General features: G+C 68.2%; 21 protein-coding genes and 1 pseudogene. 9 read left to right on the top strand and 13 right to left on the bottom strand.

The annotated features are described in order from the left end of the window. Positions 1–74: 74 nt before the first annotated feature. The 4 genes from ACQEWB_RS49835 to ACQEWB_RS49850 all read right to left on the bottom strand — a co-directional run bounded on the left by ACQEWB_RS49835 (position 75) and on the right by ACQEWB_RS49850 (position 4,022). On the bottom strand, positions 75–1,343 hold the full coding sequence (locus tag ACQEWB_RS49835) for an MFS transporter (RefSeq protein WP_432844436.1): 1,269 nt from the start codon (positions 1,341–1,343) through the stop codon (positions 75–77). Positions 1,344–1,676: 333 nt separating this feature from the next. Beyond that, positions 1,677–2,396: an ROK family protein gene (locus ACQEWB_RS49840; RefSeq protein ID WP_432844577.1), complete on the bottom strand. Its 720-nt coding sequence runs from the start codon at positions 2,394–2,396 to the stop codon at positions 1,677–1,679. Then, positions 2,369–2,923 (bottom strand): winged helix-turn-helix transcriptional regulator, encoded by a 555-nt coding sequence (locus ACQEWB_RS49845; RefSeq protein WP_432844437.1) that lies wholly within the window; start codon positions 2,921–2,923, stop codon positions 2,369–2,371. The genes ACQEWB_RS49840 and ACQEWB_RS49845 overlap by 28 nt, the downstream gene beginning before the upstream one ends. A gap of 73 nt (positions 2,924–2,996) precedes the next feature. Next, positions 2,997–4,022 (bottom strand): sugar phosphate isomerase/epimerase family protein, encoded by a 1,026-nt coding sequence (locus tag ACQEWB_RS49850; protein ID WP_432844438.1) that lies wholly within the window; start codon positions 4,020–4,022, stop codon positions 2,997–2,999. A 142-nt stretch (positions 4,023–4,164) separates the two neighbouring features. Between ACQEWB_RS49850 and ACQEWB_RS49855 the strand changes: the two genes are divergently transcribed. After that, entirely contained in the window at positions 4,165–5,274 is a 1,110-nt protein-coding gene (locus ACQEWB_RS49855; RefSeq protein WP_432844439.1) for a Gfo/Idh/MocA family protein, read from the top strand. A gap of 331 nt (positions 5,275–5,605) precedes the next feature. Here the strand turns inward: ACQEWB_RS49855 and ACQEWB_RS49860 are convergent, their stop codons facing one another. After that, the gene (locus ACQEWB_RS49860; protein WP_432844440.1) at positions 5,606–7,177 is read right to left on the bottom strand and encodes a carboxylesterase/lipase family protein; all 1,572 of its coding nucleotides are present in this window, start codon (positions 7,175–7,177) and stop codon (positions 5,606–5,608) included. 253 nt (positions 7,178–7,430) lie between these two features. After that, positions 7,431–8,699 carry an ROK family transcriptional regulator gene (locus tag ACQEWB_RS49865; RefSeq protein ID WP_432844441.1) on the bottom strand — a complete coding sequence of 423 codons (1,269 nt, stop codon included), beginning with the start codon at positions 8,697–8,699 and terminating at the stop codon, positions 7,431–7,433. Positions 8,700–9,343: 644 nt separating this feature from the next. On the opposite strand from ACQEWB_RS49865, the gene ACQEWB_RS49870 reads away from it, so the two are divergent. The 6 genes and pseudogenes from ACQEWB_RS49870 (at position 9,344) to ACQEWB_RS49895 (ending at position 14,297) form a co-directional block, all read left to right on the top strand. Beyond that, positions 9,344–10,216, top strand: a complete 873-nt coding sequence (locus ACQEWB_RS49870; RefSeq protein WP_432844442.1) for an ATP-binding cassette domain-containing protein — start codon at positions 9,344–9,346, stop codon at positions 10,214–10,216. After that, positions 10,213–10,794 carry an ABC transporter permease gene (locus ACQEWB_RS49875; protein WP_432844443.1) on the top strand — a complete coding sequence of 194 codons (582 nt, stop codon included), beginning with the start codon at positions 10,213–10,215 and terminating at the stop codon, positions 10,792–10,794. Before ACQEWB_RS49870 ends, ACQEWB_RS49875 begins: the two co-directional genes overlap by 4 nt. A gap of 11 nt (positions 10,795–10,805) precedes the next feature. Beyond that, positions 10,806–11,078: pseudogene (locus ACQEWB_RS49880) on the top strand (ABC transporter permease subunit); the annotation flags it as partial. Positions 11,079–11,113: 35 nt separating this feature from the next. Then, positions 11,114–11,275, top strand: coding sequence for a hypothetical protein (locus ACQEWB_RS49885; RefSeq protein ID WP_432844585.1), 162 nt, complete (start codon positions 11,114–11,116; stop codon positions 11,273–11,275). Between the two features lie 247 nt (positions 11,276–11,522). Continuing rightward, complete coding sequence (locus tag ACQEWB_RS49890) at positions 11,523–12,521, top strand: sugar ABC transporter substrate-binding protein (protein ID WP_432844444.1); 999 nt, start codon at positions 11,523–11,525, stop codon at positions 12,519–12,521. Between the two features lie 435 nt (positions 12,522–12,956). After that, positions 12,957–14,297, top strand: coding sequence for an MFS transporter (locus tag ACQEWB_RS49895; protein WP_432844445.1), 1,341 nt, complete (start codon positions 12,957–12,959; stop codon positions 14,295–14,297). 200 nt (positions 14,298–14,497) lie between these two features. Here the strand turns inward: ACQEWB_RS49895 and ACQEWB_RS49900 are convergent, their stop codons facing one another. After that, positions 14,498–15,799 carry an ROK family protein gene (locus tag ACQEWB_RS49900; protein WP_432844446.1) on the bottom strand — a complete coding sequence of 434 codons (1,302 nt, stop codon included), beginning with the start codon at positions 15,797–15,799 and terminating at the stop codon, positions 14,498–14,500. Between the two features lie 191 nt (positions 15,800–15,990). On the opposite strand from ACQEWB_RS49900, the gene ACQEWB_RS49905 reads away from it, so the two are divergent. Continuing rightward, positions 15,991–16,809, top strand: coding sequence for an IclR family transcriptional regulator (locus ACQEWB_RS49905; RefSeq protein ID WP_432844447.1), 819 nt, complete (start codon positions 15,991–15,993; stop codon positions 16,807–16,809). On the opposite strand, the gene folP is transcribed toward ACQEWB_RS49905, so the two are convergent. The 5 genes from folP to ACQEWB_RS49930 form a co-directional block, all read right to left on the bottom strand. Further along, entirely contained in the window at positions 16,797–17,717 is a 921-nt protein-coding gene (gene folP, locus ACQEWB_RS49910) for a dihydropteroate synthase (protein ID WP_432844448.1), read from the bottom strand. The two genes, ACQEWB_RS49905 and folP, sit on opposite strands and share 13 nt — an antisense overlap. Further along, positions 17,717–18,592 (bottom strand): bifunctional 5,10-methylenetetrahydrofolate dehydrogenase/5,10-methenyltetrahydrofolate cyclohydrolase, encoded by an 876-nt coding sequence (locus ACQEWB_RS49915; RefSeq protein WP_432844449.1) that lies wholly within the window; start codon positions 18,590–18,592, stop codon positions 17,717–17,719. The genes folP and ACQEWB_RS49915 overlap by 1 nt, the downstream gene beginning before the upstream one ends. A gap of 13 nt (positions 18,593–18,605) precedes the next feature. After that, positions 18,606–19,508: a formyltetrahydrofolate deformylase gene (gene purU / locus ACQEWB_RS49920; RefSeq protein ID WP_432844450.1), complete on the bottom strand. Its 903-nt coding sequence runs from the start codon at positions 19,506–19,508 to the stop codon at positions 18,606–18,608. Then, positions 19,505–20,380 carry a methylenetetrahydrofolate reductase gene (locus ACQEWB_RS49925; RefSeq protein WP_432844451.1) on the bottom strand — a complete coding sequence of 292 codons (876 nt, stop codon included), beginning with the start codon at positions 20,378–20,380 and terminating at the stop codon, positions 19,505–19,507. The genes purU and ACQEWB_RS49925 overlap by 4 nt, the downstream gene beginning before the upstream one ends. A 96-nt stretch (positions 20,381–20,476) precedes the next feature. Next, positions 20,477–21,838 carry an aminomethyl transferase family protein gene (locus ACQEWB_RS49930; protein WP_432844452.1) on the bottom strand — a complete coding sequence of 454 codons (1,362 nt, stop codon included), beginning with the start codon at positions 21,836–21,838 and terminating at the stop codon, positions 20,477–20,479. A gap of 156 nt (positions 21,839–21,994) precedes the next feature. On the opposite strand from ACQEWB_RS49930, the gene ACQEWB_RS49935 reads away from it, so the two are divergent. Continuing rightward, a complete protein-coding gene (locus ACQEWB_RS49935; protein ID WP_432844453.1) occupies positions 21,995–23,884 on the top strand; it encodes an FUSC family protein in 1,890 nt (629 codons plus the stop codon). A 24-nt stretch (positions 23,885–23,908) separates the two neighbouring features. On the opposite strand, the gene ACQEWB_RS49940 is transcribed toward ACQEWB_RS49935, so the two are convergent. Continuing rightward, positions 23,909–24,862 (bottom strand): catechol 2,3-dioxygenase, encoded by a 954-nt coding sequence (locus ACQEWB_RS49940; protein WP_432844454.1) that lies wholly within the window; start codon positions 24,860–24,862, stop codon positions 23,909–23,911. Position 24,863 lies beyond the last annotated feature (1 nt).

Genomic DNA, 24,863 nt, shown 5'->3' on the forward strand with positions numbered 1-24,863 from the left:
GGCTGCGTGCCGCATGGCTGTCACCTCGCCTTTCCGCTCATCTGTCCGACGCCCGACCGGTACTTCCGCACGTCCTACGCGTTGAGCGGGGTGGCCTCCTGCTTGCGCGGCTGCCTGAACAGCAGGACCCAGATCAGGGCGGCCAAGAAGGCCGAGCCGATGGGCAGCGACCACACGGCGCTCCAGTCGCCCGGGGCGCTGTGGGTGTGGACAGCCACCGTCGCGTCGTAGATACGGCCGGAGGCGTAGGAGCCGATGCACTGTCCGAAGCCGGACACGACGAGGATGAGCATGCCCTGGGCCTGGGCCGTCAGTTCGACAGGCGCCACCTGGCCGACGTACATAGCCGCGAGGACCAGGAAGAAGTCGTTGCAGATGCCCTGGAGCACAATGGCGGTGATCGCGATCCCGTGGCCCGAATGAGCTGCCTGGATGAAGAGTGTGAAGCGCACGGCCCACATGCACATGCCGGCGAACAGCGCCCACTTCATTCCGATGTGCTTGAGGACGAAGGGGACGGTGACGATGAAGGCGACCTCGGCCGCCTGGCCGAGCGCGAGGGTGCCTGCGACGTTGGAGAAGCCCAGCGCGCCGAGATAGGGGGAGGCGTAGGTGTTGTACACGCCGAGGGAGATGGAGGTGAGCAGGGCGCAGACCATGAGGACGGCGTAGTTGCGGTCGCGCAGCAGCCGGAACGCCTTGGACCCGACGAGGTCGCCGAGTGTAAAGCGGGCTCCCTTGGCGGGCGGCGGGGTGTTGGGCAGCGTGAACGAGTACAGGCCGAGGGCGAAGCTCACGGCTGCCGTGAAGTAGAAGAGGTTGACCGAGGACGACAGGCCGATCCATCCGACGGTAAATCCGGCCACCACCCAGCCCACGGTTCCGAAGACCCGGATGTAGGGGAACCGCTTCTGGTTCGCGCCCAGGTGACGGAAGGCGATGGCGTTGGCCAGGCCGAGCGTGGGCTGGAAGAACAGCATGTAGAGGAAGACCAGGCAAAGGACCAGGCCGTCCGCGCCGGCGCTGACCACGGCTGGCAGGAACAGCATGACCGCTCCGCCCAGCAGGTGAGCAAGACCGAGTGCCTTCTGTGAGGACAGGAAGCGGTCGGCCACCGCGCCCAGGACCATAGGCGAGACGATCGCTGCGACGGCGGCCAACGTGAAGGCGGTGCCGATGATGGTGGCCAGCCCGTGGGTCGCGAGGACCAGGCCGACGGTGGCGAACCAGGAGCCGAAGACGGCGAACTCCAGCAGCATCATGACGACGAGCTGCACGAACAGCTTCGTGTCGCCGCTGCCCGGAGCCTGCGCAAAGACGTCTGCGGGATCGGTTGCCGGCATGGTCTGGCTCACGTTCGTCGGTTGGCTACTCATCATTGAGGTCCTCAGAATCATTCGAGTTCTGAACATTCTGATCCCGGGCAGGACAACACAAGGGCAATGCCAGGCGATTGCCAGCGATCATCGCTCGTAGGGGTGCTGTCACGCCCGGGGTCCAATGCCCCTGCGGCTTGGGCGTGCAGCCGCCGCTACAAGAATGTTCGGCTCGCGGCGGCCCACGTCATACAGATAAATGTCCCGTTCAGGCTGGCGGCGAGGCACATGAAGCACTCCGAGCCACCCTCTACTTCAGCCATCGTATGAACAGAGTTCAGATTGTCAACGAATTCGCTCTCAACCATTCGGAACTCGAACGGTTTGATGAGGGCGTGCCCATGACGGCAGGGCACTGGCCCCCTGGCCCGTCTCGGTGAACACCATGGCCATGCCGCCGAACAGGACCGCGTCCTCCCCCAGAGCGGCCGGCACGAACCGGATCGAGGGGGAGACGGATTTGAGACTCTGCACTTCGACGGAGGACACGAGACTGTCGAAGAGCAGCGGGCCCGCCTCGCGCAGGACTCCCCCTATGGCGACCACGCTGGGAGCCATGAGCTTGGCCGTGTTGGCGAAGGCACGCCCCAGGTGGCGGCCTGCTTCGAACAGCACACGACGGCAGGCCGGGTCACCGTGACGTGCGCGGTCGATGACCTGGCGCAGGGAGGTGAGAGTGTTTCCCGACGCCGCGAGAGCGAGCAGGATCGAGCGCTCCGAGACGAAGGTGGTCAGGCATCCACGACTGCCGCAGAAGCAGACAGGGCCGTCCGGCTGCAGGACCAGGTGTCCGATCTCGCCCGCCAGGCCGTCACCGCCGCGGTAGATACGGCCGTCGATGACGAGGCCGCCGCCGATGCCCGCGGAGCACATCACGTACAAGAAGTCCGCGGCGCCCCGGCCCGCTCCCCAGGTCCATTCGGCCAGCGCGGCGAGATTGGCGTCGTTCTCAGCGTGCACGGGCACGCCGAGCGCTTCGTGCAGGGTCTGGGTCACCACGACGTCGCGCCATGCGGGCAGTTGGAGGCGCGCCCAGGAGGTGACGGCTCCGGTGGCCCGTGCGAGGGGGCCTGCATGCCCACCGCCACACCGGCGAGGTCCTCCATGTGCAGACCTGCCTGCGTGGTCAGCGAACGCACAGTGTCGGCGACCAGCCCTGCGTCCCCGCCGCCCTCTTCGGCGCCCTGTCCGAACGTGAGCTCGGCGTCGTACCGCACTTGGGCGGTGAAGTCGAAGAGTGCGGCTCGCAGGGAGGTGACGTTCACCTGTACGGCGACGATGGCGCCCCGGCCGGCGACGAGGGCGACCAGGGACTCGCGGCCGTTGAGGGGGCGGATCTCGGCAACGCCCTGCTGGCGCAGGGTCTTGACGATGCTGTTGACCGTCGCCGCTGACAGTTGTGTCCAGCGCGCCAGGGCGGCCTGGGATGAGGGGCCGTGCAGGCGCAGTGCCTCCAGGACCCGCCTCGTGTTGCCCTGCCGGACGCCCGAAGACGTCTTGGACGCGCGGCCGGGGGCCGCCCCACTGCCCTCTTCGCTCTGATCCACCGCACGACCATACGTCGCGGCCCCCGTGCCCGCGCCGGCACACAGCGCGGCTGAACGGCTCCCGCGAGCCCCGTCACTGGTTACTGAAGGCCGAGTCGAAGGCCGCCTCAGGCAGCGGCCACAGCACGTCGCGGATCCTGCCGACGGCTTCGGCCGCCCCGTACAGCCGGTCCATGCCGGCGTCCTCCCACTCGACGGAGATCGGCCCCTGGTAGCCGATGGCGGCCAAGGCGCGGAAGGCGTCCTCCCAGGGGACGTCCCCGTGGCCGGTGGAGACGAAGTCCCAGCCGCGCCGAGGATCACCCCAGGCTAGGTGGGAGCCGAGGACCCCGGCCCGCCCGTTGGGCGGGCGCAGACGGGTGTCCTTGCAGTCGACGTGGTAGATGCGGTCGGCGAAGTCCGTGATGAAGCCGACGGAGTCGATGTTCTGCCACATCATGTGGGAGGGGTCCCAGTTGAAGCCGAACGCCGAGCGGCGGCCGATCGCTTCCAGGGTGCGCACGCTGGTCCAGTAGTCGTAGGCGATCTCGGAGGGGTGCACCTCGTGCGCGAAGCGCACGCCTTCCGCGTCGAAGACGTCCAGGATCGGATTCCAGCGGCGCGCGAAGTCCTCGTAGCCGTCGTCGATCACCGCCTGCGGTACGGGCGGGAACATTGCCACGTACTTCCAGATCTTCGACCCGGTGAACCCCACCACAGTGTCGGCGCCCAGTCGGCGAGCCACACGCGCTGCCCGCTTCATGTCTTCGGCCGCCCGCTGCCGCACGCCCTCTGCGTCACCGTCGCCCCAGACCTGTGGGCGCAGGATCGCCTGGTGCCGGAAGTCGATCGGGTCGTCGCACACTGCCTGTCCGCCGAGATGGTGGGAGATCGCCCAGACCTTCAGGCTGTACCGGTCCAGGATCTCCAGGCGGCTCTTGATGTAGTCCGGGTCGACTTCGGCCCGGGCGAGGTCGAGGTGATCGCCGGAGGCGGCGATCTCGAGACCGTCGTAGCCCCACCGGCTGGCCAGTCGGGCCACCTCTTCGAACGGCAGGTCGGCCCACTGGCCGGTGAACAGGGTCACCGGCTGACGGGCCGGTCGCGGGTCCTGGGTCATGTGCAGCCTCCTCGGTGCGCACCTTGGCACTCGAACGACTTTAGCTTAATCTGAGCAAAAGTATCGGCCACATCTCCCCCTTGACGCCGAAATTTCGATCATTCCATGCATTAGCCCTGCGGGGCAGAAGGTGAGGCGGGCCATGGGCCACCTCCGCGTCGCTGTCATCGGCACCGGTTTCATGGGGGCCGTCCATACGCGGTCCGCGATCGCGGCGGGCGGCGAGGTGGTGGGCATCGTGGGGTCGACTCCCGCCAAAGGCCGGCAGGCCGCAGCGCGGTTCGGCGTCGGGCGCGGTTTCGATTCGATCGAGGACGTTCTGCGGTTCGGGGTGGATGTGGTGCACGTCTGCACCCCCAACGCTACGCACGCCGAGTTCAGCCTCGCCGCACTCGCCGCCGGCGTGCCGGTCGTGTGCGAGAAGCCCCTTGCGACCGACGCCGCGACCGCGCAGGAACTCACGGCTATGGCAGCCGAGCGGGGCCTGATCACCGCGGTGCCGTTCGTGTACCGGTACTACGCCTCCGTCCGGGAGGCGCGTGCCCGCATCACGGATCCGGGACATCGGCCGCCGTGGCTCATCCACGGCAGTTACCTGCAGGACTGGCTCGCCGACGCGCAGACCACCAACTGGCGCGTCGATCCGGCCGACGGCGGTACCACGCGCGCGTTCGGGGACATCGGGGTCCACTGGTGCGACCTGGCCGAGTTCGTCACGGGCCAGCGCATCACCCGGGTGAACGCCGTGTTCGCGCGCGCGGTTCCCAGCCGACCGACCGAGGACGGCACGTTGCGGCCGGTCTCCACCGAGGACGGGGCGGTGGTCGCCCTCGAGACCGATGCCGGAGCCGTCGGTTCGGTCGTGGTCAGCCAGGCGTCCGCCGGCTACAAGAACGCGCTGTCGTTCTCCTTCGACGGCCCCGACGCCAGCTACGCCTTCCGCCAGGAGACCCCGGAGTCCCTGTGGATCGGCGGCCGCGACAGCCACCAGGTGCTGATACGGGATCCCTCCCGTCCCGGGGCGCCCACCGGCCGCTCCGCTGTCCTACCCGCAGGACATCCGCAGGGCTACCACGAGTGCTTCGCCGACTTCGTCGCAGACGTCTACGCCGCGGTCGGCGGGGAGCAGGTCCCGGGGTTGCCGACCTTCGCCGACGGACTGCGCGCAGCACACATCGCTCAGGCGGTCGTCAATTCGGCGCGCGACGGCGGCTGGGTGGAAGTAGACGCGGGCACGAAGCAGTTCGCCTGACGGCCCGGCGTCGCATACCGACACCCTCCTTTCTGCCCAGCGGCGCAGGCCGCCCGGTGTCGGCATCGTGGCGCCGTCCGTTCCCAGTCCGTGTGCAAACCTGTGGCGGACCAAAGCCACACGCTGGAGCCGCTCGTTGCCCGTTGGTCAGGAGGGTCTGCCCCGGCGCGCACACGGAGGTTTTCGCTATGGCACGCTCGCCTCGCCCGCCGGGTGCGCCATCGGATTCGTCGCACGACCGCTGAGAGCACTCGTGGAACCGGCGCGCGGTTCATGGCTCGGTCTCTGGGGTCGGCATGCCGACAAAGCCGAGTACTGCCTGCGTCGGCATTCATCGGGGGCCGTCACCCTCGATGAGCCGGTCGCCGACACGGCGGCCACGAGCCAGAACGAACGACCCACGTGTGGTCGGGCCGGTCGGCGAGCTCTCGGTGGCCGGCCCACGGCTTCGCGTGTCCCAGATCTCCCGTTCATGGCGCAGAGGATCGTCCAGGACCCGAGCCGTGGTGTCGAAGATCATCGTGCGTCGGCGGGAGCGGTCGTAGCAGGGCCAGAACGATCCTGGGGCGAGGTCCCGTATGAAGGAGACCCAGGAGCCGTGTATGGCGTCGGCAAGATGCTGAGGGGGGTTGGGGCCGGTGGCGTCCGGGGCGCGCTCGGCGTCCAGCAGGTCGAAGACGAAGGGGAGCTCCAGGCAGTGGAAAGCGTGGCCAGAGTGCCGGGGGTGCCGGGAGGCCCAGTCAAACTGGTAGAGCCAGGTGGGCAGTTCGTGGCCTGCACGGGCCTCGGCGATGGCGAGCGCGGGGCCCCGGAAAAGTGCATCGGTGAGGGCCTGACCCATGATCTGTGCCGGGGTGTCGCCCTCGTGCACGGCCAGGTACGAGGCGGTGGCTTGCGGTGAGAGCCCGAGGCCCGCGAGCGTCAGGGGTACAGCTTCCGCCGGGGCGTCAGGCTGGACTGCGTGGTTGAACTCGTGGTGGGTGAAGCCGAGGAGCAGAGGCACCGGTGCGGCCGTTCCGCCGGCGAACGCTTCGAGCACGGGGAGCGGGACCAGTGTGCCGTCGGCGAACGGGGCGAGGGTCAGGCCGGGAGTGGCATCCTGGCCGGGTTCGGGGGCGTTGAGTTTGTCCTGGAGGGCCAGCAACTCGTCGTTGGTGAGGTCACGTAGTGCGGCGACCGTCGCGGGGAGGCCGGTGCGGTGGGTGAACCGCTGGGAGACGGCGAGAGCATTGGCGCGGCTCTCATCCTCCCTCACTACTCCGGACATGGAGATCGCCGCGCGGAACAGACCGCGTGCCGTGGGGGTGGCCATGAGGGTCTGCACCGCCCCGCCGCCCGCCGACTGCCCGGCGACGGTGACCTTGCCAGGGTCGCCGCCGAAGGCGGTGATGTTGTCGCGGACCCATGTCAGCGCGGCTATCCAGTCCAGAACGGCGCGGTTGTCCGGTGCGTCCTCAAGGTGGAGATGTCCCTCGATGCCGAGACGGTAGCCCAGCGATACCAGGATGACGCCGTCCCGGCAGAAGGCTGAGCCGTCGTACCAGGGGCTGGCAGAGCACCCGGCGATGTAGCCGCCGCCATGGATCCACACCAGTACCGGCAACCCAGCGTCAGGTGACGGGTCGGGGGTGAAGACATTCAGGTTCAGAACGTCGGCACCAGGGATGGTCGGCTCGGGGACTGTCGTCGGCCCATCCACCAGGAACGGGCGGCGCTGGGCGGTCGGACCGTACAGGGCGGCGTCCACTGGCTCGGTCCACGACTCCGGCGGGACGGGAGCGGCGAAGCGGAGTTCGCCGACCGGCGGCTTCGCGTACGGAATCCCGAGGAAGCGTGCTGTTGCGCCGCGCCACGTCCCGAGGACAGGTCCCCGGGACGTGGTGACGCAGATCTGCTGGGTCATCGAAAACCTTCTGGGACGTTGGGATTTCCGCGGTCAGCGGACGGTCTCGATCGCGTAGGGCGACCGCGCCGAGCAGCATCACGACGGTACCCAAAGCGAACAGCGCCGATGGCCAGCGGTTTGTCAGCGCCGTAGGCGAGTAATCAGGTGGCGCTCCGACCGGGGACCAGCGGTGGGCGACGCGGAGGCGGTCGTGGGGGGACTCCCCTGTGGGAGCGACCGACGACCTCGCCGGTGCTGAGCAGTCGATGATTCAGGCGGCGACGTCGAGATCTGTGGAAGATGCCAGTTCTGGGCGGCCGGCAGGCGTGGAGTGCGGAACCCATGACGCGAGGCACCGGGGTTCGAAGAGTTCGTCGGCGACGAGATGGACCGCTCCCGACAGTCCGGCCTCCGTACCGAGCGACGAGCGTTCGATGCGCAGTCGGCGGGTGGCGAGGGGAAGGGAACGGGAGCGAACGGTCTGTTGAATCTGAGTGAGGATCATGTCGCCGGTGCTGATGACGTTCCCTCCCAGTGCTACCCAACCCGGATTGTAGAAACTCACGAGGGTGGCCAGAGTGCTCCCGATGAGCTTCCCGGCTTTCAGGAGGAGTGCCCTGGCGGCCATGTCGCCGAACTCGGCGGCTGTCGCGATGTCGGCGGCCGTGATGCGGCTTCGCTCCGCGAGTATCCGCGTGAGTTCGCCGCCGCCGGCTTCGGCGAGACGTTGTCCCTGAGCGGCCAGTGCCGCACCGCCGGCAAGAGCCTCCAGGCAGCCGGTGTTGCCACAGCGACACACAGCGTCCTCACTTTCGGTGACGGTGATGTGACCGATGTCGCCGGCGCAGCCCTCGCTGCCCCGGTGCAGCCGACCGCCGGAGACCAGACCTGCCCCGATTCCGGTACCGATCTTGACGTAGAGCAGATTCCGGACCTCGGCGGCGGCGGGGTTAGCGCGTAGCTCCCCGAGTGCCATCAGGTTCACGTCGTTGTCCACCCAGGTCGGCGCGGACCACCTCGGCGCGAACCGTTCACGGATCGAATAGCCGTCCCACCCGGGCATGATCGGTGGTGCGACAGTCAGTCCCGTACTGAACTGGACGGGGCCGGGAACGCCCACCCCCACACCCCAGACAGCCTGGTCGGCAGGCCTGGAGGCCAGCAGGGCGTCGATAAGTGTCTCGCATCGTCCGAGGACGGCGTCCGGTCCGGTGGCGACATCCATGGGTTCCACTACCCGGTCGAGGATGTGACCGGAAAGATCGGCCAAGCCGATCTTGAGGACGGTCGCGCCGATGTCCACTCCGACGATCAGCCCGGCCTCGGACCGCAGGCGGAGTCGGCGTGGCTGGCGCCCTCCCGTGGAGGGAGCGACGCCTGCTGTGGCGACCAGTCCGGCCTGCTCCAGCTCTGCCATTCTGGCGGTGACGACACCCCGTCCCAACCCGAGATGACGGACCAAACCGGGCTGGGTCACAGCCGCGCCGGAACGAATGGCTCTCAGGACTGCGGCCAGGCTCTCGGCCTGTTCGCTCGACACTCTGTCTCCTTCGGTCGATGACTGCGGGCAAGGCTCCGGGCCAGGCCGTGGCCGGCACTCGGATCATGAGTACCCCTCGCTCCGTTTCGCAGCGCGGAACGAACGCGGGCAAGGCCGACCCGGACAGTGGCGAGCGACGCTGGAAGGTCGCTGAGGCTCTTGCCGGGGCGCCGACTTACTGGATGGGCTTCTGGTCGCACTGGCGGGTCGCCAAACGCTAACCGATCACGGCAAGGCTACGTAAGCGTCTCGGCATGGCGCCGTTCCGGCCGGGCGGGAGCGGTTCTCTGGAGCTCGGTCGAAATCGAGACGTCTGGTCGACGTAACAGTGCCGGATCGGTGGGGGCCTGTCTGGCGGGCTGGTTTCGCGTTCGGTCTGGGGTCCGGGCGAGGTATCTGAACAGGTAGGACGCCGTCATCAGAGACGCTCGGGGGGCTGCTCCCACCTCGGCGGATGATCTCTGGGACTCAGCCGCGCACCAACATTGTCAGCAGGATTGTCGGCAAAAAGCATTGACTTTTGCTTACCGCTCGCCAAAGTATGTGGTCGCCGACATGAACCCGTGTCCGGATCTTGCAGAGAAAACGCCGAAATCGACGGCATCACCACTTTTTCTCTCCCCAGTACTTCCAAGGAGCATCCGGTGAGTGCAGCACGCAGGCGAGCCGCCGATCCCCCTGGTGTCGATGAGACCAAACCCGGCAAGGACGCGCCGTATCCGCAGGCCCCGGGGGATGCGTCAACCGGCATGGCTGCGAGCGTGGCCATAGCGGCGGAACATGTCGGCAAGAGGTTCGGCCATGTGGAGGCGCTGCGCGACGCGTCGATCCGTGCGGATCGTGGCCAGATCGTGGCCCTGTTCGGCGACAACGGAGCCGGGAAGTCAACCTTTCTCCGGATCCTCCAAGGCATCTATCAGCCCGACCACGGGCGGCTGATCGTCGACGGTCAGCCGGTCTCGATGACCTCGGTCCGTGACGCGCAAGCTCTGGGTGTCGACACCGTTCACCAGGACCTGTCGCTTGCGCCCGACCTCAGCGTGGTGGACAACATGTTCGTCGGACATGAACTGCTCCGGCGAGGTCCCCTCGGACGAATAGGGTTTTTGGACCGGCGGGAGATGACCGAGCGGACCGACGCAGCGTTGCGGGAGCTGTCCATCAACCTTCCTTCGCTGACCGTTCCCGTCCGTGATCTGTCGGGCGGACAGCGGCAGGCAGTCGCGGTGGCCCGCGCTGTCATGCGTTCGAGCACGGCGGTACTGATGGACGAGCCGACTGCGGCGCTCGGCGCCCGGCAGTCCGAACTCGTCTGCGACCTCATACGGACCGTAGCTGGTCGGGGGCTGGGCGTCGTGGTCGTCTCCCACGACCTTCCCCGAGTCCTCGCCGTCGCCGATCGAGTGGTCATCCTCTGCCGCGGACGCACCGCTCTGGATGCGCCTGCCGGTGATCTCACGGTTCCCGAAGTGGTGGCAACGATGGTCGGCTACGGCCAGGAAGAGAGTGCCGCATGAGCATCAACGCCCAGGCTCTGCCCAACGGCGCCCCGCCCTCTGTGGACACCCGGGCTGTCTCCGTCAAGCCCCTGTGGCTTCGTGCACTGAGCACCCGAGCCGCCGCGATCCTCGCCCTGGACATCGTGCTCTTCGTGGCTTTCACGCTTCAATCCGGTGGCCTGTTCGCCTCGGAAGCCAACATCCAGTCGCTGCTGCTGTCGGCAACGGAGGCCCTCCTGCTGGCAGTCGGGTTGGCGATGTTGCTCGGCGCCGGCATCTTCGACCTGTCGCTCGGAGCCAACCTCGTCCTTTCGTCGGTGGTCGGTGCCAAGCTGATGGTCTCCGTGGCCGACCTAGCCCAGGACGGCACTTACCGGAACCTCGGAACCGTAGTTGTCGTCGGCGTCGCCGGGTGTCTGGTCACCGGAATGATCTTCGGAGTCGTCAACGGCATACTCGTGGCCTACCTGAGGATCAACGCCCTCATCGCGACGCTCGGCACGCTCGGTATCGGCACAGGTTTCGCCTATGTGATCAGCGACGGCGCGGACTTGGGGGGCTGCCCCCACAGATCCAGTCGAACTTCGGGCTGCTGACCGTCGGTGTCATCCCGGTTCCCGCCATCGTGGCGATCGCTTTCACCGCCGCCGTGTTCGTCTGTCTCCGGTTCACACGCTTCGGCTCCCGCACCCTGGCAATCGGATCCTCACGCAGCGCGGCCGAGCGAGCCGGGATCCGTGTTCCAGGGCACCTGCTCAGACTCGCCGTCTTCGCCGGTCTGCTCGCCGGGGCAGCCGGCTTCATCGACCTGTCGCACTTCATCAGCACCAGTCTCAATGGCCACTCCAACGACGCACTCAACGCGGTCACAGCAGCCGTCATCGGGGGACTCTGCTGGAGGGCGGCAAAGTCTCCGTGCTGGGCGCCGTCTGGGGCATCGGTCTCGCGGTCATCCTGCAGGGCGGCCTGGTCATCGCGGGCGTGTCCTCTTACTACCAGCTCATTACAGTCGGCACGGTCCTGATTCTGGCCGTCGGCCTGGACCGCTTCACCTACCTGCGACGCGAACGCGCCTGACTCGCTCTCATGTGCCCGGCGGACGTCCTGAGCCTCTCTGCTGTCCTCTGCGGCCGAGCCGCGCACAGACTCCGCCCGCCGAGGCCCGCGGCTTCGCTGGCGTCGGCTGCCGACGCCAGAACCAGCTGTGAAATCCGGATGCTGCCGGGCAGCCGTCGCCCCGGCCCCACAGAAGCAACACCTGCCCTCTCGGCACATGTCCCACTACCCGTTTGTCCTCCGAGGAGCGAAAAGAATGAGAAGAATCATGCACAGGTCACTTGTCGGCCTCTCGCTTGCCGCGCTGGTCCTCACGACCGGCGCCTGCGGTCACGCATCGAGCGGCACCTCGTCCTCCAAGTCCACCAGTGCGAACAAGAAGCTCTCGGTCGCGGCCGTGTACGGGCTGACGAGCGACCCGTTCTGGATGACGCTGGGCTGCGGGTCCAAGCGCGAGGCCGCCAAGCTCGGCGTGACCTACAAGGAGTACACCTCCGCAAACGGTGACACCTCTACGTACTCACAGAACTTCTCCTCGGCCCAGCTGGCGAAGCCCAACGGAATGATCGTCAACCCGAGCAACCCGAACCAGTTCACAAGTCAGTACAAGACTCTGATGAGCAGCGGCGTACCCGTCGTGACGATCAACTCCGCCAAACCCGCTACTCAGTACAAGGTCGTGGGTACCGACACCGAGAATTTGGCCTTCCTGTCCGAGCTGTCCAAGCTCGTACCGACCGGCTCCGGCTCGATGGCGGTCATCAACGGCATCGCCGGACTCGTACCGGTGGAGTCGCGTCTGGACCCGGTCGTCAGCGCGATCAAGAAGGCGAACCCTGACCTCAAGTCCCTGCCCACTCAGTACACCAGCTTCGACAACGCCAAGGCGAATTCGGCCGTCTCCTCGCTGTTGATCTCCCACCCTGACCTCAAGGTGATCGTCGCCGCGGACGGCCCCGACGGCCAGGCAACCGCTGCCGCCGTCAAGCAGGCCGGCAAGGCCGGAAAGGTCACGGTGATAGCCCTGGACGCGATCCCGACCGAGGTGCAGGCGCTCAAGGACGGCACCATCACCGCTCTGATCGCACAGTCGCCGGTGCGGATCGGCGAGCAGCAGCTCAAGGTCGTCGTGGATTACCTCCGCCAGGGCAAGAGCGGCACCGTACCCGCGTCCTCCGACAAGATTGGTATCCCCCAGAAGCTGCTGACCAAGGACAACGTCGACGACTCGGCGAACGCCGACTGGGTCTACAAGAGCAGCTGCTGACACGCCGGGCGCTGCCGGCCCCATAGGGTCCGTCAGCGCCGCCACGCTCGACCGACTGGTCATTCGCAGAGGTACCGAAGGACCGATGAGGTCGCAATTCTCGCTCCCGGAGAGTTGAACGCGTGTCGCACTCCACGCAACGGAGGATGGCCCGCTCTGTCCAACCGCACAGCGCAGCACCGGTTCGCGCCCCGGCCGCCCGGCTTGCGCCCGGCCGCCCGCGGCCTGAACAACCCAGCGCGACCTCCGCGATCCAGCATTGCTCGCCATGCGCTTCCGCTTAGGCCGGAGCTCTTCCACCTTGGACTTGCAGACCGCGGCACGGCGTCCAGGGTCGACTCCGCCCGCAACGAATCCATACAGGGCGTCTGTTCTACAGAACATCCGACTGCTATACAGGACGAGTCGCGCTAGCCACTCAAGGAGGAGTGCCCTATGGCGTCACGCCCTGGTCCGGGCCGCATCGCGTTGGCCAGCTATATCGGCAGCGTGATCGAGTGGTACGACTTCAACATCTACGGGCTCGCGGCTGCGCTGGTGTTCAGCAAGCAGTTCTTCCCGGAGTTCTCTGACACCGGCGGCACCCTCGCCTCACTCGCCGCCTTCGCCGTCGGGTTCGTAGCACGGCCGCTCGGGGCCCTCGTGGCCGGTCACTTCGGTGACCGCCTCGGACGCAAGTCCATGCTAGTGATCTCCTTGCTTGTCATGGGGGTGGCGACGACGGCCATCGGGTTGCTGCCGACCTACGCGACGATCGGGGTGTGGGCACCGATCCTGTTGGTCCTGCTCCGGCTGGTGCAGGGCGTCGGCGTGGGCGGGGAGTGGGGCGGCGCCGCGCTCATGGCGGTCGAGCACGCACCACCGAACCGGCGCGCGCTGTATGGCTCTTTCCCTCAGATCGGCATACCCACCGGCATCCTGCTCTCCCAACTGGCGTTCCTGCTCATGACGCAGTTCTTCTCCACCTCCGCGCTGGAGTCCTGGGCCTGGCGTCTGCCGTTCCTGTTCAGCGCGGTACTCATCGCGGTCGGCCTGCTCGTGCGGATGTCGATCGCGGAGACGGACGAGTTCCAGCACGCCCGCCAGAACCAGGACATCGCACGAATCCCCCTGGTGGAGGTCTTTCGCCGCTCGCCCTTGCAGGTCCTCTCGGGAAGCCTGCTGTCCCTGGCCGGTCCCACGCTCGGCACCTTCCTGTCCGTGTACATGATCAGTTACGGAACCCGTCAGCTGGACATGGATTCCGGCACCATGCTGTGGATCTCCGTCGCGCTCAGCGTGCCGTGGATTGCCATGATGCTCGTCGCTGGCCACGCGAGCGACCGTATGGGCAGGAAGCGGATGTTCATGGCCGGGACCGGACTGGCCGTCCTCGCCGTGGGACCGATGTTCCTTCTGGTGAACACCGCGGTGGTGCCCCTCGTCTTCATGGGTCTCTTACTGATGGCCCTCGCCAACTCTCTCATCAACGGCTCCCAGCCGGCCATGCTCACCTTGATGTTCCCGGCGGCTGTCCGCTACAGCGGGGCGTCGCTGTGCTACCAGATCGGCTCCATCGTCGGCGGCGGGATCGTGCCGCTCCTGTCGGCGTCTCTCTACGCCCGCTTCGGCACGGCGAGTGCGGTCGCGGTGCTGATCGGCGGAGTGTCCGCGGCCAGTCTGCTGGCCGTCGTCCCCGTCCGGCGCGCACTGCTCGATGTCGGAGCTGTCTCGGCCGACTCGGACGCACCGGTCGGCGCCGTACGAGAGACCGAGCCTGTTCCGCCACGCTCGTAGCGACCGCAGGCAGTACCTGTCCCCGGGCGCGTCGCGAAGAGCAAGCGGAACGTGGACGTGGACGTGGTTCAGCGCGCTCGTTCCGCCTCCGGGCCGCGCCGCCTGCGGTCGACTCCCAGCCGGGCAAGGTCATGCCACCGCCAGGGTCGATGTCCCTCTCTCCACCGCGGGCCGGGCCGAACAGCGCCCGTGGCCGCGTGCTATCCCCTCCCCCGCACCTCAACAGGCGAAGGGACATCGAGAGGGGAGGACTCGGTGAACTCGTCGTTGCGCGCACGGACTCCACGGGGCGTGCCCTGCGGCAGCCACTGTCCGAGCATGTCGGGCCGCAGCAGTTCGTCGACGGCCAGGGTGGCCGCGCCGATGACGCCTTCACGACGGTCGAGGCCGACTTCGGCGATGACGAGTTCGTCGGTGGCCAACGGGAGGGACCGTCTGACCACGGCATCGGCGAGCGGGTCGCGAAACGCTGGTCCGGCTTGCGCCAGCAGACCGGCCAGATAGACCGTCGAGGGGTTGAAGACGCTGACGAGAGTCGCCAGTTGGGCGCCGACGAGCTCACCGGCCCGAGCCACGAGTTCAAGGCACGCCGGGTCCTCGGCCGCACAGCCGTCCAGCACATCGAAGACCGTCAGAGGTGTCGCGGACCGCTCTAGCCGTTCGGCCAGGAAGCTGCTGCGTCCCGTCAGCCCCGCGGCACGCGCGTCCCGGGCCAGGGCCCAGCCTCCCGAGAACGCCTCCAGGCAACCGAATTTTCCGCAGCGGCACTTGGTGCGGGACTCGTCGGCGACGATGGTGTGCCCGAGATCGCCGGCGGCACCTCGTGCTCCCCGGTGCAGCCGCCCTCTGGAGATCAGTCCCAGGCCGATCCCGGTGCTGGCCTTGACCAGCAGGACATTGTCCCCGGCCGATGTGCGTCTCCTGCTCCACGCTCCCAGCGCCATCAGGTTGGCGTCGTTGTCGACCCAGGCCGGCACCTGGTAGTGCGCCTCCAGCCGGTTCCGCAGAGGGAAGCCGTGCCAACCCGGCATGATCGGCGGCTGTACGACCGTCCCCCTGGCGAAGTCCACCGGCCCCGGCACGCCCACGCAGACCCCCCACAGACAGTCCCCGCGTTCCGGGGTGAGCACCTGCGCGGACACGTCCTGGAGGGTGGCCAGGGACGCCTCGGGGCCTGCGTCGATGTTCCAGTCCATCCGGCGGTCGGCCAGGACGGTGCCGTCGAGATCCGTGACGGCCGCGTGCAGGTGGGTGGCGCCGAGGACCACACCGAGGACGACAGCGCGACCCGGCGCGATCCGCAGCACGCGGGAGGGCCGGCCTCCCGTCGAAGGCGCGGGCTCCCCCTCGGCCACGAGGCCGTCCCGGATCGCCTGGTCCACCCGCTGGGTGATGATCGTGCGGCCCAGCCCCGTACGACGGCTCAGATCGGGCCGGGTCACGGCCACCCCGCTCCTGATCAAGCTCAAAATCAGCGAGAGCGTCTGGGTGTGATCGGTCATGTGGTGCTGTCTCCATCGGCCGGGCCGAGACGCCGTCACCGGGCCCACGCTGACGTGGTGTCCGGGGCGGCGCTTCCTCGGAGGAGGACTCGGCATGACGAGCTTATGGTCCTGACGTCGTGGCCTTCGACCGCCCGCGAGATCCGATGAGGCAGGCGCGGCGCCGACAGCCGGCATGGGAAGCTGGCCGCATGGAAACCCCACCCGACCGCCTCGGCGAGATGCCGCCGCTGAGCGACCGTGCGACGCCTGCCTACCCGATCGCCTCGGTGGACAACACACTGCGCATCCTGCTGCTGCTCAGCGAACGCAACCGGCTCAACCTGGCCGATGTGGCCGCGGAACTGGGCATCGCCCGATCGAGCGCGCACCGCCTCATGGCGATGCTCACCTATTACGACTTCGTGCGCCAGGACTCCGCCTCCCGGGCGTTCAGGCCGGGGCCCGCTCTGGTCGATGTCGGGCTGTCCGCCGTGCGTGCCCTCGACATCCGGGTCCTGGCCAGGCCGGTCCTCACCGAGCTGGCCGCCGCTACGGAGATGACCGCTCATCTCGCCCTCCCCCGCGGCCGCGACATTCTCTACGTCGACGGGGTGGAGAGCCGCCGCACCATCAGGGCCGCGCTGCGCACCGGCGACACGCTGCCGGCCCACGTCACCGGCGTGGGCAAGGCGATGCTGTCGACTTTGAGTGACGACCAGCTGCGCCAGCTGTACCGGGACGCACCTCCGCAGGCTCTGACCGAGAAGTCCATCTCGAGTGTCGAGGAGCTCCTCGATCAGATGCGCACGGCGCGTGAGGCTGGCTACGCAGTCAACCGCGGGGAGAGCGAACCCGGTGTCCTGTCCCTGGGTGTCGCGGTCAGTCTGCCGGAGCCGGGCATGTTTGCTGGTCTCGGCCTGGTCTGTCCGGAGGTGTCGGCCGATGCCGAGTGGGAGTCGCGTATCGCCGCGCAGCTGAAGGCGGCGGCCGCGGAACTGGCCAAGGAGATGAACGCCTACCGGGCCTGAGCTGGGTCCGGCTGCGCGGTGTCCGCGCGGTCGGCCTCACGATCACCGGCGTGCCAGGCGGCCGCGACCCGTACGGCGTCCCGGTTGGCCGGCACGTTGTGCACCCTGATTCCCCAGACGCCCGCGGTGGCGGCGAGCGCGGACACTGCGGTGGTGGCGGCGTCCCGCTCCGCGGCGGGAACTTGGCAGGCGGGGTCGTACAAGGTGGTGAGGAAGGATTTCCTGGACGCTCCGACCAGGACGGGAAAGCCGAGCGCGTTGAAGGACGAAAGGCGGGCCAAAAGCGCCCAGTCGTGTTCGGGGCGTTTGGCGAATCCCAGACCAGGGTCGAGCACGATCTGCTCCTCGCGCACGCCTCGGCTGGTCAGTTCCTGGATGCGGAGCCGCAGCTCCCTGTGCACGTCCTGCACGACGTCCTGGTAGTCGGCATGGCGTTGCATCCGGTGGCTGGGTGCGCGCCAGTGCATGAGGACGTAGGGCACTCCGGCATCCGCGACGATGTTGGCCATGCGCGGATCGGCGAGGCCGCCGCTGACGTCGTTGACCATAAAGGCCCCGGCTTCCAGGGCGGCTTGGGCGACCTGCGCGTGCATGGTGTCGATGCTGACGCGGACTCCGCCTGCGGCGAGTTCACGCACGACCGGTAGGACGCGGGTAAGTTCCTCGCCGGGCGGAACGGGGCGGGCTCCGGGGCGGGTGGATTCGCCGCCGACGTCGACAATGTCGGCGCCGTCCGCAGCGAGAGTGAAGCCGTGTTTAACCGCGCGTGTGGTGTCAGCGTGGAGGCCGCCGTCGGAGAACGAGTCCGGGGTCACGTTGAGGATGCCCATGACGACGCACGCGGCGCGGCGGGGAGTCGCTTCCTTTGCTACTGACGGCGTGGGCACGCTATCTGCGACGTCCGACATCAGCGGCACAGCTGCTCCTGCTCGAATGCCAGCACGGTGTTGGCCAGCAGCATGGCGATGGTCATCGGACCGACCCCGCCGGGGACGGGGGTGAGCAATCCGGCGATTCCTCTCAGTTCGCGGGTGCGGACGTCACCTCGCAGGCCGTTCGGCGTGCGGTGGATGCCGACGTCCACGACCACAGCGCCCGGTTTGACGTGCTCGGCGCCGATGAGGCCGCACACGCCGGTGGCTACTACGAGGATGTCGGCCGGCCGGGTGACGGCGGGCAGGTCCGCTGTGTGTTTGTGGGCGACCGTGACGGTGGCGTCCCGTTGCAGGAGCATCCGGGCCATGGGGCGTCCGACCAGTTCGGAGTGACCCACCACGACGGCGTGGGCGCCGCGCAGTTCGACCTGTGAGATGTCCAGGAGGCGCAGCACCCCGGCCGGGGTACATGGGCGTAGGCCGTCCGCTCCCCTGGCCAGCAGTCCGGCGCTGGTGGTGGTCAGTCCGTCGACATCCTTGCCGACCGGGATGCGGTCGATCAGTGCAGCGGCGTCCAGGCCCTTGGGCAGCGGCAGTTGGAGCAGGATCCCGGATACCTCAGGGTCGTCGGCGAGTTCGTCGATGACGGCGGCGACTTCGGCGGGCCCGGCGTGCTCCGGAAGGGCACGGTGCACGTCGCGCATGCCGGCCTCACGGATTGCGCGCCGCTTGGCGGCCACGTATACGGCGCTCGCCGGGTCATCGCCGACCAGGACGGTCGCAAGGCCTGGCACCCGCCGGTGAACGCGTGCCGAGTGGGCGACCTCCAGCGTCACCTGCTCCCGGATGGCGCGGGCAGCCCGTTTCCCGTCGATGAGGGCGGTCATGACGGCGGCCCCGAGCGCCATTCCGTGGGTCCGCTCATGCGAAGACAATCGTGTGCTTGCCATGGCGGATGACACGGTCCTCGGCATGCCAGAGCACGGCGCGGGAGAGGACCGCGCGCTCGACGTCGGCGCCACGGCGCCTGAGGTCGGTAGCGGTGTCGGCATGCGTGACCCGCACCACGTCCTGCTCGATGATCGGGCCCTCGTCGAGGTCCTCGGTCACATAGTGGGCGGTCGCGCCGATAAGTTTCACCCCACGTTCCTTGGCCTTGTTGTAGGGGCCGGCGCCGATGAAGGCGGGAAGGAAGGAGTGGTGGATGTTGATGATGGGCACGCCGACCTGCTGGATGAACTCGCCGGAGAGGATCTGCATGTAGCGGGCGAGGACGACGAAGTCGACGTTGTCCTTCAGCAGCCGCAGGTGCTCGGCCTCGGCCGCCGACTTGTCCGGGCCCATGGAGGGGACATGGAAGAAGGGAATCCCGAAGGTGCGGACCTCCTCCGCGGTGTCGGGATGGTTGGAGACCACCATGGAAATGCTGACCGGGAGTTCACCGCGCCGGTGCCTCCACAGCAGGTCGAGGAGGCAGTGGTCGGACTTGGACGCGAAGATCGCAACGCGTTTGGGTACTGACATGTCGCGCAGCGTGAAGTCGAGTTCGAAGTCCTTGCCCAGCTCGTCCCGGAGCTCCTGACGTATGTCCGGCAGGGCTGCCTGGAGGCCGTCTAGCGTGAACAGGGTGCGCTGGAAGAACGCGCCGGTCTCCGGAACGGAGTGCTGGTCGAGCGAGAGGATGTTGGCGCCACGGCGGCTGAGCAGGGTGCCGACGGCGCCGACGATGCCCACCCGGTCGGTGCCCTGCACGATCAGCGAGGCGTGATGGGCGGAGGCGGGGTGCTGTGGCGCGCGGGCCGGCGCCTGCTGTGCGATGGTCACTTCAGGCCCTCCTTAGTGCGGAAGTCATCGATCCAGGTGGAGGTGGCACCCAGTCCGCCGAAGGTGTAGAAGTGCAGCTTCACCTCGCCGTGGGCGGCGGCGTCGTACCCCTCGGCGAGCGTGTGGATAAATCGGTCGGGGCCGGCCGTTCCCATCAGGTTGGTCAGGGACAGGCCGTATTTGCGGGCGATGGACGTACTCGTGCCGACACCGAAGCGCGCCGCGTAGGAAAGCAGCCTCCTGACCCCGGCGGGACCGGGAACGCCCACTCGGACCGGCAGGTCGATGCCGCGTTCACGCAGTTGCCCGATCCAGGTCAGCACCGGCGCGGCGTCGAACCCGAACTGGGTGATGACGTCGCCCGCCAGGCCCTCCGCCACCAGCAGGGCCGCCTTTTGCTCAAGCGCCGCCCACAGCTCCGCCTGCGGGATCTGCGGATGTCCCTCCGGGTAGCCGCTCAAGCCGACCTGTCCGACCCCGTACTTCTGCAGCAGCCCGGAGCGGATGACATCGAAAGAGTCCGTGTAGGGGCCGTGCGGCTGTGTGGGGTCACCCCCGACGACGAAGACGCTCTGTTGGGTGCCGGAGTCCCGCAGGGCTGCGAGGAACTCTTCGAGCTGTGCTTGGGACTCCAGTCGGCGGGCCGAGACGTGAGGAACGGGGACGAGCCCGAGTTGCTGGACCGAGCGTGCCGCGGCAAGCCGCAACGGCAGGTCCTCGTTGCCGAGGTAGGTCACGTTGATGCGGGTGCCCGCTGGGATCGACTCCGCCGCGGCCTGCAGTTTCGGCGTGTCCTTGCCCGTCATCTCCAGCGAGAAGTCCTGCAGCAACAGGGCCGCTCCGGCGACTTGGGGTGTGGAAACGGTGGTCATCGTGCTCCTTGCTCGCTTCGGGGGCAGTGAACGGCCCGGCCGGCCGGTGAGCGGAGCGGGGAGTTGGCACCGGCCGGCCGGAGACTGGGAGGGGGACTAGCGGTCGCGGTAGGCGCCTCGGGCGAACTGCACGTAGGGCGCGGGGGCCACGGTGGCGCGGATCTCCACCTGGCGGTGCCGTTCGACGCCCGGCTTGGCCGAGTTGGGGCTCTCGCCCCACACCACGGTCACTTCGGTGCCCGGCTCGCTGTGGGCGAGGTCGACGGTGGCCAGTGAGACCATGGCACGCTCGTTGGCGATGTAGCCGACATCCATCGAGATTCCGGCGAGCTGGCCGTCGACGAGCACCTTGTCGCTCTGGTGCAGGGCGTAGCGAGCCTTGGGGAACTCGATGAACTTGGCCGGCAGTTCGTCAGACTGGTACAGCGACCCGATCGCGGCGGCGACGTCCTGCGCGTTCCACACCAGGGTGACCTTGGTGCGGCCCGGGTTCTTCGCGATCTCCTCCAGGGCCTCGCGGCCGACGAAGTCGTGGTCGAAGGCGACGATGGAGCCGTAGCCGATGTCATAGGGAGTCACGCAGTAGTCGGTGACGTCCTCGGAGTCCATCGAGCCGCCCAGTGAGCCCATCGCGGCAGTCGGCAGCCACTCGCGGTAGCCCTTGAGCTTGTCGCCGGAGAAAACGGCCGGGAACGGGGCCGGCACCCAGGCCGACTCGAGGTTGGCGGTGGAGTACGCCTTGGCGCCCGCGCGGACCAGGCCGAACTCCTCACCGACGGCCAGGATGGCGTCCCGGATCTCCTCGCCCTCCTCCCAGGGGCCGAACAGCTCGAAGCCAGGCTGGCCGGCCATGCCGTGCCGCAGGGCGCGGACCTGATGGCTGGCGATGGTGAGGGTGGTCATGTGGAAGAACTTCACCGAGGGCAGGGGGGCACCGATGACCTTCTCCAGCAGGGCGACGGCGTTGGGCCCCTGGACCTCGTAGCGGTACACCTTGGGCGGCCCGGCCACGCGGTCGTAGGAGTTGTCGTCCCGCTCGGTGGCGGCGTCGTAGTCGCCCGTCTCCAGGTTGTACTGCACCCAGTCCAGCACCATTGGGTGGCCGACCAGGTCGAAGTGGTCCTGCTCCAGGTGGAACAACACGGCGTCACCGATGAGGTGGCCGTCGTGGTTGACCGCGACGTACTGCTTGGCACGGCCCGGCCCGAAGTTCTTGAAGCTGTTGACGCCAAGGTCCGACAGCAGTCGCAGCGCGTCCGGGCCCTGGATGTACAGGTCCGTCATGTGGTGCGACTGGTCCAGCAGCGCGACGGTGTCGCGCCAGGCCCGCTGCTCGCTGCGCCAGTTGGTGAACTCCGCCGCGACCGGAAACGTGTGCGGCCTGATCGGGGAGTTGCGCAGCAGGGCCACCGCCCCGCCCGCCCGCTGGATCGCCTGCTCGACGCTCTCCTGGCTCATGACCCGCACCTCATCTGTCTACTCAGTAGAATGTATGTCTGCTCCATAGGACAGTAGGCCGTGCGTAACGCCGACGCAATACAGGAGTCGAAATTGTCAACAATCAGGGACCGCGAGCCGTCGCCCGCATCGGCTCTCGGGCACCCGCGTCGGTGGATGTCCGCCGTCGACGGGGCCGCGGTCGTCCGTGCAGCGATCGCCACAGCGCTGGCGCTCGCGATCGGGCTGGCCGCCGGCCGCCCGGACTACGGTGCCCTGGCCGCCATGGGGGCTCTCAACGGCATCACCAGCGACACCCGGACCGGCTACCGCAAGCGGATGACCGGCATCGTCGTGCCTCAGTGCGCCTGCGTCGTCGGTCTCGTCGTGGGGTCCCTTGTCTACGGCGGCGGAGGACAGGCTGTCGCCGTCGTCACGTTCGTCGCGCTGATCTCAGGGGTCATTTCCTCGCTCGGCCGCGTCGCGTCCGCCTCCGGGCTGCTTCTTCTGCTGAACACCGTGGTCGGCGCGGGCCTGCCGCTGCCGGAGCCCTGGTGGCTGCCACCGCTGCTGATGACGCTCGGCACGCTGCTCTTCCTGGCGCTCGCCTTGGTCGCGTGGCCCCTGCGGCCCTGGGCACCGGAGCGGACCGCGGTTGCGAACGTCTACCGGGCCGTCGCCGATGTACTGACCTCGTCGACGCCCTACGAGGAGGCTCGCCGCACTCTGACCCAGGCGCTGAACGAGGCGTACGACCTACTGAAGGCAAGGCGCGAACGCGTCGACGAACGGGCTTGTCTGATAGCGCAGCTGGACGCTCTGGCGCCGCTGATTGAGGCCGCTCCCCTGGCCCGCCTCAACGAACGGACTCCGTCGGCGGACATCCCCGTGGCGTTGCGTGTTCTGGCCGACTCGGTGGCCACCGGCGGTCCGACGACCGGACGACCGCGACTGCCCGACCCTCCCTATGGTCCGGACCGGGCCGTCATGGAGGGCCTGCGTCATGCGGCTGAGGTGGTCGCCGCCACGCAGGGCACCATGCCTCCTGACGGGAGCGGATTGGCGGTAGCGCGAGCGGTCACCTTCGACACTGCCGCCGCGAGAGCCCTGGCGGTGCCCGTCGCGGCCTGGCGCTACGGCGTACGGCTGGCTCTGTGCATCGGTCTGGCGCAGGCCGTCATCTCGCTGATCCCGGTGCCGCGTTCGTACTGGGTGCCGCTGACCGTGACCTTCGTACTCAAGCCCGACTTCGGCTCTGTCTTCTCCCGGGCGGTGCTGCGCATCCTGGGCACCGTGCCGGGGCTGGTGGCCGCGGCCGCGGTCCTTGCGGGCATACCCAGGGGCTGGTGGGACGTGCCGGTCGTTCTCGTACTGGGCGCGCTGGTTCCCGCCCTCACTCCGCGCGGGTACGGCCACCAGACGGCCGCCATCACTCCGTTGATCCTGCTGTTGTCGGACCTGCTCAGCCATCAGGGTGCGACGGTGCTGCTCCCCCGGCTGCTGGACTCCGCGATCGGCTGTGCGATCGCCCTGGTCGCGGGATACCTGCTGTGGCCGGAGAGCTGGCACACCCGGGTGGGAACACGGCTCGCCGATACTGTCGAGGACTGCGCCCGCTATCTGGAGCGGTCGTTCACCGAGACCACCGGATCTGCTCCGGCGGGGCACCTGCGCAGGTGCCTTTACCGAGATCTCTCAGCGGTGCGGATGGAGTTCCAGCGGGCGCTGAGCGAGCCCCCGCCGACCGGCAGAACGGCTGCCGCATGGTGGCCGGTTGTGGCCGCCGTCGAGCGTGTTGTGGACGTGACGACTGCTCTGCGCATCCAGGTCGCGCACGGCGCCGCATCTCCTGCTGCGACCGACGTCGCCCGGCTGGCCCACCGGATCCATCTGCTGGCGGAGATGCTACGCAAGACCCCCTCGCAGTCACCGCCAACGGACGCGTCGACCCCCGGCATCCCCTCGCCGGTGCTTCAGCCGCTGTACCGGGAGGTCGCCGCCCTGGAGGCGGTGACGCGGCACCTTGCGCCGCCGGCTGCGGCATCCCGCGGGATACCGCAGCGGTAAGAAGCACGGCACTCCGCCCTTGCATCAGGGCTGCACGGGCGGAGTGCCGTGCGTGTGGAAGGACTCGATGGTCTTCAGGCCCCAGGCCTGCCCCTTCTTCCGCTCCTCCTCGGTCCACGTGATGAGCGGCCAGTCGGGCGCCAGCACCAGCCGGGTGAGCGGGTTGCACAGCTCGATGCGGTTGCCGCCGGGCTCGTAGACGTACAGGAAGAACGTCTGCTGGATGGCGTGCTTGTGCGGGCCCGTCTCGATGAACACGCCGGTGTCGATGGCGAGATCGGCCGCCCGCAGGATGTCCTCACGCGTGTCGGTCGCGAACGCTATGTGGTGCAGCCGGCCCGTGGAGCCGGTCCAGTCCTCGGTGTAGACGACGTCGTACGACTTGTTGGTGAACGTGAGCCACTGCCCCGCGATCCGGCCCGAGTCCAGGCGGATCTGCTCTGTCGGACGCGCGCCGAGCACCTCGCGCAGGAAGTCACCGTTGGCGGAGACGTCCGACGCCAGGAAGTTGACATGGTCGAGGCGGCGTACGCCGACGCCGTGACCGGGCTTGGCCTGCGGCTGGTTCTTCAGCGCGGGGGCCAGTTCCTTGGGCGCCTGGTACCACTCGGATTCCCAGTACAGGGCCAGTTCGTGGCCGTCCGGGTCGGTGGTGGCATAGAGCCGTCCGAGACCAGGCTCGTCCTCGACCCACCGGCCGGCGCGTCCCGCGTTCTCCAGCTCCTTCACCCGGCGTTCCAGGGCTTCCGCGCTGGAGACGCGCAGCGCGGTGCGACGCACGCCCGACGTGGTGTGGCCGGTGAGGACCAGACTGTGGTGTTCGTAGTCGTCGAAGGTCCGCAGGTACACGGAGTCGCCCGAACGACCGCTGACGGTCAGGCCGAGGTAGTCGGTGAAGAAGCCGACGCTGGCGTCCATATCGGGGGTGAGCAGTTCGACGTGGCCGAGGTGGGCGATGTCGCCGAGAGGCGAGGTCATG

The organism is Streptomyces sp. CA-249302 (assembly GCF_050936785.1).
GTDB lineage: Bacteria > Actinomycetota > Actinomycetes > Streptomycetales > Streptomycetaceae > Streptomyces.